The sequence below is a fragment of the Pseudomonas sp. 34 E 7 genome (genome assembly GCF_900005715.1).
Classification (GTDB): domain Bacteria; phylum Pseudomonadota; class Gammaproteobacteria; order Pseudomonadales; family Pseudomonadaceae; genus Aquipseudomonas; species Aquipseudomonas orientalis_A.
Genome location: NZ_CVTX01000082.1, coordinates 221,968 through 236,907 on the forward strand (window position 1 = coordinate 221,968; position 14,940 = coordinate 236,907).

General features: G+C 62.0%; 9 protein-coding genes. 6 read left to right on the forward strand and 3 right to left on the reverse strand.

Features of this window, described 5'->3' with window-relative positions; translation table 11 throughout:
- Positions 1–524 precede the first annotated feature (524 nt).
- Entirely contained in the window at positions 525–1,304 is a 780-nt protein-coding gene (locus BFP96_RS05045; RefSeq protein ID WP_065896600.1) for a PhzF family phenazine biosynthesis protein, read from the forward strand.
- 46 nt (positions 1,305–1,350) lie between these two features.
- On the opposite strand, the gene BFP96_RS05050 is transcribed toward BFP96_RS05045, so the two are convergent.
- A complete protein-coding gene (locus tag BFP96_RS05050) occupies positions 1,351–5,664 on the reverse strand; it encodes an AvrE-family type 3 secretion system effector (RefSeq protein ID WP_065935757.1) in 4,314 nt (1,437 codons plus the stop codon).
- 143 nt (positions 5,665–5,807) lie between these two features.
- On the opposite strand from BFP96_RS05050, the gene ggt reads away from it, so the two are divergent.
- Positions 5,808–7,637: a gamma-glutamyltransferase gene (gene ggt / locus BFP96_RS05055; protein WP_065935758.1), complete on the forward strand. Its 1,830-nt coding sequence runs from the start codon at positions 5,808–5,810 to the stop codon at positions 7,635–7,637.
- Between the two features lie 62 nt (positions 7,638–7,699).
- Here the strand turns inward: ggt and BFP96_RS05060 are convergent, their stop codons facing one another.
- Positions 7,700–8,338 carry a LysE family translocator gene (locus BFP96_RS05060; RefSeq protein WP_065891749.1) on the reverse strand — a complete coding sequence of 213 codons (639 nt, stop codon included), beginning with the start codon at positions 8,336–8,338 and terminating at the stop codon, positions 7,700–7,702.
- 137 nt (positions 8,339–8,475) lie between these two features.
- On the opposite strand from BFP96_RS05060, the gene BFP96_RS05065 reads away from it, so the two are divergent.
- Together BFP96_RS05065 and BFP96_RS05070 are read left to right on the forward strand one after the other, a co-directional pair.
- The gene (locus tag BFP96_RS05065; protein WP_065891750.1) at positions 8,476–9,285 is read left to right on the forward strand and encodes an AraC family transcriptional regulator; all 810 of its coding nucleotides are present in this window, start codon (positions 8,476–8,478) and stop codon (positions 9,283–9,285) included.
- A 483-nt stretch (positions 9,286–9,768) separates the two neighbouring features.
- Positions 9,769–10,005, forward strand: coding sequence for a hypothetical protein (locus BFP96_RS05070; RefSeq protein WP_057725915.1), 237 nt, complete (start codon positions 9,769–9,771; stop codon positions 10,003–10,005).
- A 136-nt stretch (positions 10,006–10,141) separates the two neighbouring features.
- Here BFP96_RS05070 and BFP96_RS05075 read toward each other — a convergent pair whose 3' ends face one another.
- Entirely contained in the window at positions 10,142–11,431 is a 1,290-nt protein-coding gene (locus tag BFP96_RS05075) for an MFS transporter (RefSeq protein ID WP_065896596.1), read from the reverse strand.
- Between the two features lie 185 nt (positions 11,432–11,616).
- Here BFP96_RS05075 and BFP96_RS05080 point away from each other — a divergent pair, with 185 nt between their 5' ends.
- Positions 11,617–13,035 carry a short-chain fatty acid transporter gene (locus BFP96_RS05080; RefSeq protein ID WP_065896595.1) on the forward strand — a complete coding sequence of 473 codons (1,419 nt, stop codon included), beginning with the start codon at positions 11,617–11,619 and terminating at the stop codon, positions 13,033–13,035.
- 132 nt (positions 13,036–13,167) lie between these two features.
- Complete coding sequence (acpA, locus tag BFP96_RS05085) at positions 13,168–14,868, forward strand: acid phosphatase (RefSeq protein ID WP_065935759.1); 1,701 nt, start codon at positions 13,168–13,170, stop codon at positions 14,866–14,868.
- Positions 14,869–14,940: the final 72 nt, after the last annotated feature.

Here is a 14,940-nt window from a genome sequence, read left to right on the forward strand (position 1 = left end):
GACTAGAATGGCGAGAAATCCTCAGTGTGGTTTACATGCCGCACGGCGCCAGTACCATCACCGCAACAGTGTGGCGATGGCTCCTCAAAAGTGAGGAACGAGATAATCGGGCCACTTTCGGTCTGATCCATCAAAGCAGTGGTGGTGACCATACCTTTGCATTGGAGGCTTTTTCACGATGACGATACCGTTCGTCGGGGGAGGAGCAACGAACCTCGACGGCTTTTTAAGTCAGCGTGAAACGGGCCAGAAACACCTCAGCAGACAGCACCGTGTATCCCCTGATGTATCCCTTTAAAACTTGATTCAACAAATAATCAATAAAAGCAGCAACTTACATATCCAGTTCAAATGACTGTGTACCACCAAGTACTAAAAACGGCTTACCGAAAGGTAGGCCGTTTTTTTATGCCCGCAGGAAAGTCTCGCCAAGGTGCTTACACTCAAAAATACTTCCCATCTGTATTTTGACGCCCCCAGGAGCCGCTGTTAGTGTCCAACTCCCCCACCACGGAGCGCTCCCGATGCAACTGGACATCTACCAAGTCGACGCCTTCAGCCAGCACGCCTTCGGCGGCAATCCCGCAGCGGTATGCCCGCTCACCGAGTGGCTGACGGACGAGCAACTGCAACACATCGCCGCTGAAAACAATCTGTCGGAAACCGCGTTCTTCGTGCCCCGTGGTGACCTTTATGAACTGCGCTGGTTTACCCCGGAAGTCGAAGTGGACCTGTGTGGTCACGCCACCCTGGCAGCGGCGTGGGTGCTGATTCACAAGTTGCCGGACGCGCCCGCCGTGTTGCGCTTCGCCACGCGCAGCGGCGAGCTGCGGGTGACGCGCAACGGCGATGAACTGGCCATGGACTTCCCGGCCAGGCAACCGGAACGCTGCGAGCCGCCAAGCGGAATGCTAAGTGCATTGGGGATCGAAAACGCCGAGGTGTTCGGCACCGATGACTATATCGTGCTGGTGGAAGATGAAGCACAAGTGGCCGCACTCGCGCCGGATTTCGCAAGGCTCAAGGGCCTGCCCAAACGCGGGATTGCCGTCACTGCCAGGAGCACGCGCTTTGACTTTGTTTCGCGCTGGTTCGGCCCGAATGTGGGGGTCAATGAAGACCCGGTCACAGGCTCCGCGCATACGTCGCTGGCACCGTTCTGGGCCGAGCGCCTGGGCAAATCGCAATTGACCGCCGAGCAAGGCGGCACGCGCAAAGGTCAATTGCGCTGCGAGCTGCAGGGTGACCGGGTCATCATCTCCGGTAAAGCCGTGCTGTACATGCAGGGTGTGATTTATCTGTGAACGAGGCGGCTTGCCTTACGTCAAGCCGCTTTCATCCTGGCAGCCTTCAGGCCACCACATTCGGCGTTCTTATACGCTGGTCCGCCAAGTCGATGGTCAGGTCGTGGCGTGGCAGGGGGCTCAACGTATCGTTGAGGTTCATGCGCAACGGTTTGTCCGCATTGGCTCCGTATTCAAAGTCGACGTTGACGTGCTTTTGCGTGTGACTGAGCGACGCGCTGCTGAAAAAACTGAGCGTGGTCAGGGCCGGTAATGACATGCCATGGGTCTGGGTCGCGGTGTAGTTCATGCTCATGCTTTTCACACGCAGGTTGTTGGGATCTTTCAGCGCTCGCTTGATCAACGGCTCGGTGCTTTCGCCCGCCAGGTGACGGCGCTCGATCGTGCGCAGAACCTGCGGTTTGAGTTCCATGCCGAGCGTCACAGAGGTGCCTTCACCCTGCTGCAGCTGTTGGATGATCCGCGCGAACTGCGGGTCCTCCCCGAGCCACTGCACGATGGCGGCCTTGTTGCCCGGCGCGACATCGTCCAGCCAGGCAAATCGCCCGTTGTCCTGCAGCCCCACCCTTGTCACGCTGGATTCGACCGACGCCAGCTGACGCAAACCGGCTTTCATCAGGGTGTGCTGGGTCATGCATTTTTCCAGCGACTGGCCGATGGCGTGGTAGTCATCCAGCTTTGTCGCTGAAGGAGGATGCGCCGCCATGAAGCGCTGCAACATTGCCAACTGCTCCTGCGGGTCAGCCGACGGTGCCATGACGGCCAGGTCCTGCCTGAACTGCGGTGAGTACTGCGACAGACGCTTGTGGATATCCTCGATCTGAGCCTGCGTTACCGGTTGCGCAGGCTTGAAGGACAAATCGACGGCCCGGGATTGCCCACGGTCGAATTTCACCCTGGCCGACACTTCCGGCAAGGCAAAGGCGATAGCCGTCGGCCCGCCCGCTTCACCTCTGCCCAGCGCCAGCGCGTTGACCGGTGCGAAGTTGGCCCCTGCTTCAGCCTCCCTCAGCCATTGCGCGTTGCGCCCTTCGTGACGGTGGGTGTCCGTCGCTGAACGTACGCCGGACCGGCTCGCATCCGCGTGTACCAGGTTGAGGTGGCCCACCCCGCCGATACCGGCGCGTATCACCGAGTCGAACTCGGCAATATTTTCCTGGGGGCTGTACATCAGCCGCAGTTGGGCAAGCCCATCCAGACTCAGATCAGCGCTGACCTTGGAACCTTCTCCAGACGCGTGTTCCTTGCCCAACGCCAACAAGTCCTGGAACCCTCCGGACTGCCCCGTCAGGATCGACATCATCTTGCCGAAGTCAGCCTCCCTCACGTCGAAACCAATGCTCGTCTCCCTGCTTTTCTCAACGCTCGCCAACAACTCACCCGCCACCCTCAGACCAGGCCCCACGGCGCCACCGCCCTGGCCTAACGTCACCCCCAGCCCCACGGAGCCGGTCATGCGCCGCTTGTCGTCGGTGCTGATCTCAACGTGTGCACCCTGGTCGGTACGACTGATGCTCACACCATGGGTATGGGACTTCGAGGCCTCCAGGAAAAACTCCAACGGCGCCACCGGTTTTACGCCGGTCACTATCACACCCAGCGCCTGGCCCTGGGTTCGACTGGGGCTGAGGGTCTGACCACTTTGCAGTTGCCGCACTTGCTGCGTCATGGCGTCCTGTATGGACGCATCGGCGGGCAATCCCAGCAGCCCCGACAGGTGCCAATGCAAGGCAGACCCTGGAGTGCCAAGATCCTTGGCCAGCAGTTTGAAGTTGTCATACAGCGATTCGGCCTGGTCGTAGCTGACAATCTGCTGGCTGGACAATTTGTGCACCGGGCCCTCTTCAAAGCCTTTAATCACCGCCTGAAGCGACGCCTCGATTCTTTTCAAGGCGCTCGGGCTATGGCCGGACGTGCTGCTCAGTGCCTCAACCATCCCGGCCAACTGTTCAAGTGTGCGGGCATGGTGAATCAAATCACCCTCGACGAGCGCCGAAGGATGACTGAGATCTCGCTGACGCTCCGGCTTCCACTCGGGCAACCTCAAGCCCTGCCCTTCGAAGTTGGCCAGCAGCGCGGCGGTGGGCTTTTGTGATGAAGGTTCGACCCGCTTGAACGCTTCAAACAAGCGGTGCAGCGTCGACTCGGCGCTCACCACCGTGCGGCTGAGCCTGGGCTGTGAGTCAACTGTCAGCCCATGCAGGTCGCCTAACAGGCGGGCGCACGCCTGGCTGCTTTTTTCGACCTTGAGCAGCGCCTGGCTGAGCTGCCCGGCCAGTGCCTGTCGCGGCCCGGGCTCGCTCAGGGCCGCAAGGCGAGTGCTCAGGCCGGCGCCAACCGGCTTGCTCCTGGAGAGCGACTCGAGCTGTTGGTGCAGGCGCTTGTCGTCGGCGTATACGCTCTCCAATCCCCGGCGACCCTGCATGTGATGCGCAATGGACCGGCCTTTCTCACCCAGCGCCTGCAAAGGATGGAAGTGCGCCTTGATCCCCTGGAAAAAATGGCGCTTGGTGGGTATCCCTTCGCGTGTTTGCCCAAGCACATTACTGCTGGCCGTCAGCGCGCCCCCTGACACAGGCGTGCGCATCTGGCCGGCCGCTAACGTATCGGCCAATGAAGCCTCCGGCACCGCCGCTTGCACTGGCCCCCATGTCATTGCGCCTAGGTCTGCGTTATCCAGTCGATGAAACTGCTTGTCCCAACCGCCAATCAAGTGTTTGTCAGCCCCCATCCGCAGGGACTCCAAAGACTGACCCTGCGGCAGTTCAACCTTGCTCCAGCGCGGCGCGGCCCCCTCGCGGCTTTGCCAGGCGTGGCGATCGAGCTTGAATAATTCGCCCCCCTGAGTGTGTGCATAAAGATTCGCTTCATGATCCAGCGCCAGTGTTTTGATGGCGAGCGCCGGTGAAGGCCGCAACGGGCCGACCGCCCCGTCCACACAGGCCTGGAGCTGATGATCTTTATCGACGCTTACAAAGTTGCGGCCGTCGGCTACCGCGAAGCCTGTGAGCGGACGCTGAATATCGCCCGCAAGCACTTCCTCAAGTGACACCTGGGGGCGAGGCTTGGGCAGTGCGCTCAATTCATGACTGGCGCCCTCGAAGACCGGGTCACGCACCTTTGTGACATTCACCGCTTTGAGTTGCCCTGCTTGCAGCACATAGGCGCGTCCATCCAGGCCCCGCTCCAAATGGGCCGCGCCCTCTTGTGCGCATTTGTCCCAACGTTGCGCTGCCGCATCCCAGCTCAGCAATGTGCCTGAATCAAACGCCACCTTGCCGCGCAGCCCTAGATCGACGGCTGTGGTCAGTGCCTGCTGGCTGGGCAACGGCAGGCCTTTCTCGATGCCCTTGACCAGCACGTCGCTGAGGTTCCACGCCGGGCGCAGTCCGCCAGCCCTCTCCAAAGGCACGCTGTGCAATTGCTGCCGGGCATCACGAGCCTGGGCATTGAGCTGCCCGGCGTCATCATGGAAGAACCCCTCGACGCGCACCGCGCCCTTCAGCGCCTGCTCCAACGGTACGAGCGATTGCGCAACCATCGGCAACGTGCCGTCCCGCGCCAGCCGCAGGTCCGCGCGCAGCAGTTCACCGTCAGCCGTGGCGCCGTACAGCGTACTGCCAGACAAGCCGATTCGGCTGAGTTGCACAGGCGCGCCGCGCTCATCGAGCGGACGTACAACCGCCCCGTCGGCACCTTGAATCTGCACCACCGATACGCCCTGAACCTGGCTCAACACCGCCGAGGTCCGCCCCTGCGCGCTGCTGTCCAGCGCGTCCCGAGGGGTCTTCAACAGTTGCCCCTCACGGGTCAGCCCGATACGGCTGTAGGTCCGGTTATCGGCGTCGGGTAGCCAGGACAGGGCAAGGGGTTCGAAGCGATACAGGCGTCCCTGGTCGAGCCGAAATTGCTTGCCGTCGGCGCTCGTCTGTACACCGCTGACGCTTCCCAAGTGCCCGCGACCGGCGCTCAATGGCGATACGCAACCTGCGCCGCCATCGGTTTCGGGCAGGCTGCTTCTGAAGACCGCCGCAACAGCGGGGGTGGGCTGAATATGAAACAGGTAATCTCGCTCATCCCTGAAACGCAAGGTGCCGGCAACCGAGGCGCCATCGGCCACATAATGCTTGTCTGGCGCATTGAGATGGCGGGCGATATCACGTCCCGCGAGGGTCGTATCAGGTTCCAGCCGCCCGCCTTTGAGGCGGATATCGAACAGCATTGAAGCGGGGTTCAACGATTGATAAGAGGGCAGCGGCGGGACAGGCGCGGTGGCCGGGCTGGAAGATGCATTATCGGCGCGAGCATGCTCGATACCGTCATGTTTTGCGTGAGGCAGACCATCTAATCTTCTGTGCATAGCAGGCTCCAGAAATAGATAAATACCAATTACCGAGTGAGCGTTTGCCTCGTTTTGGTTCCAGCGTGGCGCCATAAACCCAGCCCGGTCCCCGTCTCTTCTGCGCTAAAGTCTGCTGACAGGAAGACCAGATCATTCTCAAAATGAACGGAGTTCAACGCGTGCTTTTTATTTCCCGCCGTCAACTATCAACCGTTGCCATCACGCTCGCCCTGGCCGGCTGCCACACCACGATCAATGAACACCCCCCCGCACCGGAGCTGGGTTCGGGCTATCGCACCGATCTCGTCACGCGTCACGCCGCGCGTCATATGGCTGCCGCCGCCAACCCGCTCGCCGCCGAAGCCGGACGCGACATGTTGCGCCAGGGCGGTTCGGCCATTGACGCCGCGATCGCCATGCAAGCGGTGCTGACGCTGGTGGAACCGCAATCGTCAGGCATCGGCGGCGGCGCATTCATCATGCTGTGGGATGGCGAAAAAGTGCACGCCTATGACGGCCGTGAAACCGCCCCGGCCGGCGCGACGGAACGGTTGTTTCTGAACGCCGACGGTACGCCCATGGCGTTCACCGATGCGCAGATTGGCGGGCGTTCGGTGGGCACGCCAGGGGTGTTGCGGGCACTGGAAATGGCGCATAAAAAGAGCGGCCACCTGCCGTGGGCCCAGCTGTTCGAGCCGGCAATTCAGTTGTCCGAACAGGGTTTCGCGATCTCCCCACGCCTGCACAGTTTGATTGCCGCCGACCGCTTTATCGCGCAATCGCCGGACATGGCCGCGTATTTTCTGAATGCCGACGGGTCGCCAAAAGCTACCGGTACATTGTTGAAGAACCCGGCACTGGCGAAGGTGTTCAAACGTATCGCCAAGGAGGGCCCCGACGCGCTGTATCACGGCCCGATTGCCGATGAAATCGCCCTCAAGGTGCAGGGCAATCGCAATGCCGGCAGCCTGACCCAGGCGGACCTTCAAGGCTACGCCGCCAAGGAGCGCACGCCGTTGTGCACCGACTACAAACAATGGAAGGTGTGCGGCATGCCGCCGCCTTCGTCGGGCGGGATCGCTGTTGCGCAAATCCTCGGCACATTGCAGGCGCTGCAAACGCGCGATCCGCGCCTGGCCATCGCGCCGATGACGCCGCTCAAGAGCCCCTCGCCCGCCGGGCTTGAACCCACGCCCGAGGCCGTGCATCTGATCGCCGAAGCCGGGCGCCTGGCGTTCGCCGACCGCGCGCTGTACGTGGCTGATGCGGACTTCACCCCGGTGCCGGTTGCCGGCCTCGTTGCGCCAGACTACCTGGCCCGGCGCGCCGCACTGATCGGTGAGCGCAGCATGGGCATCGCCACGCCGGGTCAACCGGCAGGCCTCCAGGTGGCCTACGCGCCGGACCGTTCGCCCCTGCGCATTTCCACCTCGCAAGTGGTGGCCGTGGATGACCAGGGCGGCGCCGTGTCGATGACCACCACGGTCGAGGCGGCGTTCGGCTCCCACGTCATGGTCCAGGGCTTTTTACTCAATAATCAGATGACCGACTTCTCGTTCATCCCCGAAGAAAACGGCCAACCCGTCGCCAACCGCGTGCAACCCGGCAAACGCCCGCGTTCGGCCATGGCGCCGACCCTGGTATTCGACCGTCAGAGCGGTGAGTTGCTGGCCACCGTCGGTTCGCCGGGCGGCTCGCAGATCATCGAGTACGTGAGCAAAACACTGGTCGCGATGCTGGACTGGAAACTCGACCCACAGGCCGCTATCAGCCTGCCGAACTTCGGCAGCCGCAATGGCGCAACCGAGCTGGAGGCCGGGCTGTTCAGCCCGGGCGTGAAGCAGGCCTTGAAGAGCAAAGGTCATGAGCTGAGCGAAATTGACATGACCAGCGGCGTCCAGGCGATCGTTCGCACGCGTGACGCCCAGGGTCAGGTGTCATTGAGCGGTGGTGCGGACCCGCGGCGTGAAGGCGAAGCGCTGGGCGACTGATTCAACCTGGGTGGCGAGGGCGCTTGCTCCCTCACCCCCCATTTAAGCCCCGTAACGGACGGTCAGCGATTCGCGATCAGATGTGAACCGAACAGGACGTAGCATCCCCCGGCAAAACGATCGAGCCATTTACGCGAACGGCTGTAAAGAGTGGCCATGCGCTCGCTGGAAAACAGCAGTGCCACACTGGAGTACCAACTGAACGACAAGGTCGCCATGACGATCACCGCAAACGTCAGCAACACCGGCGACGGCGACGGCGGCATGGTGGATGCGAAGATAGTGGCGACGAACAGCGCCGCCTTGGGGTTGGACAGGTTACCCAACAGCCCCAGACGCCAGGCGGAAAACAGCGAGCGCCGCGCCGCGTCCGGCAACGGGCTCTGGCCCATGCTGGTTGCCGAGCGCTTGAACAGTTTCAGCCCCAGATAAATCAAATAGCAGCCACCGATGATCTTGAACGCCAGGTACAACATAGGCGCGGCCGTAAACAGCGACTTGATCCCCAGCCCACCCGCCAACCCCCACAGGATCGTACCGGTGGCCACGCCCGCCGAAGCCACTACACCATGTCGGCGCGAACAGCTGGCGGCCAATTGGGCGGTGTTGAAGAAGTTGGGCCCGGGCGTGACCACGGCCACCGTCCACAGCAGGGCCAACGAGACCAGCGGCGCCACATACGCGGGGTTGAACAGTTCCATCGCGGCCAGCTCCTTCAAGGCAATACGCAGCCTGGATCATAGGCCTGGCCGAACAACTGCACAATCGTACAAGACCCCGGCAGACAAGGGGCGCAGACTCGGCTAACGTGTTTCCACCTCCTTTTGTGACAGTCACCATGGGCAACCCTACCCACACGCTGGACTGGCTGCACCGCGCGCCGCATGCCAGTGGCCTGGACCGTATCGAAGCCTACTTTGCCGGCTTCGCATTCGACCCTCATCGCCATGACACCTACGCCATCGGGCGCACGTTGTTCGGTGTGCAGAGTTTTCATTATCGCGGCGGCATGACCCACAGTTTGCCCGGCACCACCATGGTGATTCACCCCGATGAAGTCCATGACGGCCGCGCGGGCAGCGATGAGGGTTTCAAGTACCGGATGATCTACGTGGAACCGGCGCTGATCCAGCAGATCCTCGGCGGCAAGCCGCTGCCCTTCATACCCGGCGGCGTGTCCACCGACCCGCGGCTGCACCGCGCCAGCGAGGTATTGCTGCAAAGCCTGGATTGCCCGATCGACCCGATGCAGGAGCAGGACGCCATGTTCGACCTGGCCCATACGCTCAGCGCTGCGTCCGGCGTCATCACCCACCGCAAATCCTTTGATTACATCGCCGCCGAGCGCGCCCGGGAATTTATCCACAGCGCCCTGGGCCGCAGCATCACCCTGGATGAAATCGCTGATCACGCGGGGCGCGACCGCTGGGCGTTGTCGCGGGATTTTCGCTTGCTGTTCGGCACCAGCCCCTACCGCTACCTGACCATGCGCCGGCTGGACCTGGTGCGCCAATTGCTGGCCCAGGGCGTGTCCCTGGTGGATGCCGCGATGAGCGCCGGCTTCACCGACCAGAGCCACATGACCCGGCAGTTTCGCAGCACCTACGGCATGCCACCGTCGCGCTGGGTAAAGATGCTCGGACGCTGACTCAAGACCTGATGCTTTTTGTAGGAGCGAGCTTGCTCGCGAAAAACGCCAACGATAACGCGTGCTTCCTGAATGAACGCGGTGCCTGTGAGTTTTTCGCGAGCAAGCTCGCTCCTACAGACGGCATCAGGGCCTGCCCCTCCCACAGCTCAGATAAGGCGGCGTTGCTGGCATTTGGTCATGGTTTGTAAAGGGCCAGCAAGCCGTGTCCCTTTAAATTGCAGGACGTTTCCGAGACAATCCCCGCCGCCTTGTGCCTGTTGGAATCGATGGCTAGTCTTCGGTCCGTCACTGAATTTCAGTGATCGGGTTTAGCAGCCTGAGTTCAATAGGCACACGTTCACACTGCATTATGGCGGCTGTACGTGGGGCACCTTCGGGTGCGCTGGTTTTCCTATTGACCGGTCTGCTAACCCGCGTACAGCTGCCACCTCACGTTTAGCAGCGTTGGTGGTCGCTCCCTTGTTCAATAGGAGTTACACCATGACCAAAGCACTCCCCGATCCACCCATGGATTGCCTCGTCGTCAATGAAGAACTCAGCTTCGAAGACGCCCAACTTTATATCTCCCATCTGATCCACAGCGCATCGGCCACGGTGTGGGACTGTTGCGATCACCTGCAACCCCACGACCGCGCAAGAATCCATGCCGCATGGCATCTGCTGGAAATGGCCAAAACGGTAATAAACCGCACCATCGAATGCATGCCACGCACCTGAAAACACTACAAAACCAATGTGGGAGGGGGCTTGCCCCCGATAGCGGTGTATCAGCGACAGACAGGCTGGCTGACACACCGCTATCGGGGGCACGCCCCCTCCCACATGAATCACGATCATCGTCCTGACCTGAGTCTTAGCCAACCAGGGTATGTCGCTTGCCGAACACCGCCACACTCGCCACGCCCACCGCCCCCATCACCACGCAATACCCCACGCAAATCCACGGACTGGTGGGCATTAGCGCAATCAGCAGCAGCGGTGTGGTACTCGCCCATAGCGCGTAGGCAATGTTGTAGGTGAAGGAAATCCCCGACACCCGCACCTGCGCCGGAAACAGCCCGACCATCACCGACGGCACCGCGCCCACCACCCCGCAGCTCAAGCCGGCCACGGCATAGGCGGCGCCCAGCCAGACCCCGCCGCTGATCAGGCTGGCATACAGGATAAACACCCCCACCGGCAGCAGCAGGCTGTAGACCAGCACCGCGCGCCAGGCGCCGATGCGGTCCACCAGCAGGCCGGCCAATACGCAGCCGATGTTGAGAAACACAATCCCCAACGCGCTCAAGGCGAAGGTGTGGCTGGGGCTCATGCCGAAGGTTTTCTGCATCATGGTCGGAGTGATGACCACCAGCACCACCACCGCCGACGTCAGCACGCACGTGAGGATCATCGCCGGCAGCAACACGGCGCGGTGGTCGCGCAACACGGTGCGCAGTGGCAGTTCGGCGGCAGCCTGGCGGCGGGCCTGCATTTCGAGGAATACCGGCGTTTCGTTGAGCCAGCGGCGCAGCCATACGCCGATCACGCCAAACACGCCGCCGAGCAGGAAGGGGAAACGCCAGGCATAGTCGAGAATCTCGGCCGGGGTGAAGACCTGTGCAAGCAACGTGGCCGTGAGCGCGCCGAGCAAGTAACCGAACGTCAGCCCGGCCTGCAGGAACCCCAAGGCATACCCACGATGACTGCGCGGGGCATGTTCAGCGACGAAGGTCCAGGCGCTGGGCACTTCACCGCCCACGGCGGCGCCCTGCAATACGCGCAGCACCAGCAGGATCAGCGGTGCGAAATAGCCGATTTGCGCGTAGGTCGGCATGACTCCGATCAGCAGGCAGGGCAAGGCCATCATCAGGATGCTCAAGCTGAACACGCGCTTGCGTCCCAGGTGATCGGCAAAGTGCGCCATCAGGATGCCGCCCAGCGGGCGCGCGAGGTAGCCGGTGACGAAGATGCCAAAACTTTGCAACAGGCGCAGCCACTCGGGCATTTGCGGGGGGAAAAACAGTTGGCTGAGGGTCAGCGCGAAGAACACGAAGATAATGAAGTCATAGATCTCCAGGGCGCCACCGAGGGCGGCCAGGCCCAGGGTTTTGTAGTCGGAGCGGGAGAAACGCTGCGCCTGTGAAGAAGCGGTGGCAGTCATGTGCATGCTCGGCAGACAAACAAAATGGCGTGCAGATTATGAGCTGAACCGGATGATGGCAATCGCGGTGGATATATTTGTTTTACTCATTGATCGATGAAGATAACTACATTCCCAAATCAATGAACGTAGCGGAACATGCCGCAAAACTGCCCACCCCATAATAAATACAAGAGGAAAGACTCGTGGCCGATGCTATCGAAGAAAGCCGCTATGCCCGATTTGCCCTGCGCTGCTCCAACTTCGCCGAGCGCTGGTTCCCGGACTCGTGGGTGTTCGCCGCCCTCGCCGTGATCATTGTCGCCGTGGCCACCCTGGGCATGGGCGCCGCGCCCACCGAAGCCGCCAAGGCGTTTGGCGATGGGTTCTGGAGCCTAATTCCCTTCACCATGCAGATGGCCTTTGTGGTGATCGGTGGTTATGTGGTGGCCAGTTCGCCGCCTGCGGTAAAGCTGATTGACCGCCTAGCGCGCATCCCGAAGAACGGCCGGTCGGCCGTGGCCTGGGTCGCGTTGATTTCCATGGTGGCCTCCCTGCTCAACTGGGGCCTTTCCCTGGTATTCGGCGGTTTGCTGGTGCGTGCACTGGCGCGTCGCACGGACCTGCGCATGGACTACCGTGCCGCCGGCGCCGCGGCCTATCTGGGCCTGGGCGCCGTGTGGGCACTGGGCTTGTCGTCATCGGCCGCACAGTTGCAGGCCAATCCGGCCAGTTTGCCGCCGTCGATCCTGGCGATCACTGGAATGATCCCGTTTACCGAGACCATCTTCCTGTGGCAATCGGGCGTGATGTTGCTGGCCCTGATCATCGTCTCGCTGATCATCGCCTACGCCACCGCGCCGGGCCCGAACAGCGCGCGTGATGCCAAGGCTTGCGGCGTCGACCCCGCGTTCAACCTGCCCAAGCCGCAGGCGCCGACCCGACCCGGCGAATGGCTGGAGCACAGCCCGCTGCTGACGATTGCGCTGGCGCTGCTGGCGGCCGGCTGGTTGTTCCACGAGTTCTCGAGCAAACCGGCAATCAGCGCCATCTCGGGGCTCAACACCTATAACTTCCTGTTCATCATGGTCGGCGCGCTGCTGCACTGGCGCCCGCGCAGCTTCCTCGACGCCGTGGCCCGCGCCGTGCCGACCACCACGGGCGTATTGATCCAATTCCCGCTTTACGGCTCGATTGCAGCGCTGATGACCGTGGTCAAAGGCGGCGACGGCCAGACCCTGGCGCACCATATCTCGCTGTTCTTCACCTCCATCGCATCCCACGACACCTACGCCCTGCTGATGGGCGTGTACTCGGCGGTGCTGGGCTTCTTCATCCCGTCCGGCGGCGGTAAGTGGATCATCGAAGCGCCCTACGTGATGCAGGTGGCCAATGACCTGCAATACCACCTGGGCTGGGCGGTGCAGATCTACAACGCGGCCGAGGCGCTGCCGAACCTGATCAACCCGTTCTATATGCTGCCGTTGCTCGGGGTGCTGGGGTTGAAGGCGCGAGATCTGATCGGGTTTTCGTTTGTGCAATTGCTTGTGCACACGCCGTTGGTGTTGTTCTTGCTATGGGCGTTGGGGACGACATTGACGTATTTGCCGCCGGTGATGCCTTAGGAGCAGCCGCAAGCTGCAAGTTTTCAGCTTCAAGCTTCAAGCTTGCATCTTGTAACTGCCTTAATCCCGTCACATTGCATTGCTACCGTCCTGCGAAACATCTTGCAACACCTCGCCAAGGACTCCCGCGCAATGAGTGACGAGCACGTAGATCGCCCTTCCACAGATTCCGTAGGCCAGGCGCCGGTTGACAGCAGTCGCCGGCGATTCCTGGGGGGCGCTGCGGTGCTGGGGGTGGGCGCAACCTTGAGTGGCTGTGGAAATGCCGGCCAGGCACCGGAAAAACCGGCGGCGCGCCCACTCACAGCGCCGGAGTTGGACAAGGCCCTGCGCGACCAGGTGAAGACCGTCGTAGTGATCTACGCCGAGAACCGCAGCTTCAACAATCTGTTTGCCGATTTCCCAGGGCTGGAGAAACCCCTCTCGGCGCTGTCCGCCGCTGATTACCAACAACGCGACCGCGATGGCAGCGTATTGCCGGCCCTCCCCCAGACCTGGGGCGGCGTCCTGCAGGCGGGCCCGCAGAGCGTAGATGGGGTGACCTACCCGAGCGCCGTGCAATTCCAGGAAAACCTACCCAACGCACCGTTCGCCCTCAAGGGCCCGAATGCCGAGGACTTGCCGCTGAGCCTGGTGACCCGTGACTTGTGGCACGTGTTTTATCAGAACCAGATGCAGATCAACGGCGGCAAGAATGACGGCTTCGTGGCCTGGGGCGATTCCGGCGGCCTGGTGATGGGCCATTACGCCCAGAGCCGTTACTCTCTGCGCTTGTGGGACGTGGCCCGGGAGTTCGTGCTGTGCGATAACTTCTTCCAGGGCGCGTTCGGCGGCTCGTTCCTCAACCATCAATACCTGATCAGCGCCACCGCACCGACCTATCCCAATGCGGCTCAGTCGGTAGCCAAGGCGCAGATCGCCACGCTGCAAAGCGACGACCCCGGCGACCCGCGCCTCAAACCCCTGGACACCTCGCCGGCCAGTGCCATGGCCGGCCCGCCGCAGTTCGGCCCCAGCGCCCTGACCCCGGACGGTTACGCGGTCAACACACTGGCGCCGCCCTACTGGCCGACCTGGATCCGCGACCCGCAAAACCCCGATTACTCCAAACCGGACCTGCCCAACGTGCTGGTGCCGCAAACCCATGAACACATTGGCGACAAGCTCTCGAAAAAGAACATCGACTGGGCCTGGTACGCGGGCGCGTGGCAAGCCACCCTCGATCAATTCAAGGACTCGGGCGGTATTCCCAAGATTCCGAACTTCCAGTATCACCATCAGCCGTTCAACTACTTCAAGCAGCAGGGCCCCGAGCACCGCGCGGAACGTGACAAACGCCTGCGCGACGGCGGCCTGGGCGATGAGGCGAGCACCAACACATTCTTCGCCGATGCCCAGGCGGGCAAACTTCCCGCTGTGACGTTCTACAAGCCCCAGGGCAACCTGAACATGCACGCCGGCTATGCCGATGTGGCCTCGGGCGACCGTCATATCGTGCGTGCCCTGAAGGTGCTGCAGGAAAGCCCGCAGTGGAACAACATGGTGGTGGTGGTGACCGTCGATGAAAACGGCGGCTGGTGGGACCACGTGGCACCGCCCAAGGGCGACCGCTGGGGCCCGGGCACGCGGGTTCCGGCGCTGGTGGTGTCGCCGTTCGCGCGCAAAGGCACGGTTGACCATACGGTGTATGACACCGCCTCGATCCTGCGCTTGATCACCCGCGTGTTTGAGCTGGAAACCCTGGACGGCCTCAAGCAAAGGGACGACGCAATGCGCGCTCGCGGCCAGAAACCCATGGGGGATTTGAGCAACGCCTTGCAGTTCAGCGTTTAGGTTCACGTATCCAATCGCGACACGCGCAGCGATTTAGCACGCGGTTTTCCTGGTCAGCCGCTACTGTGTGAA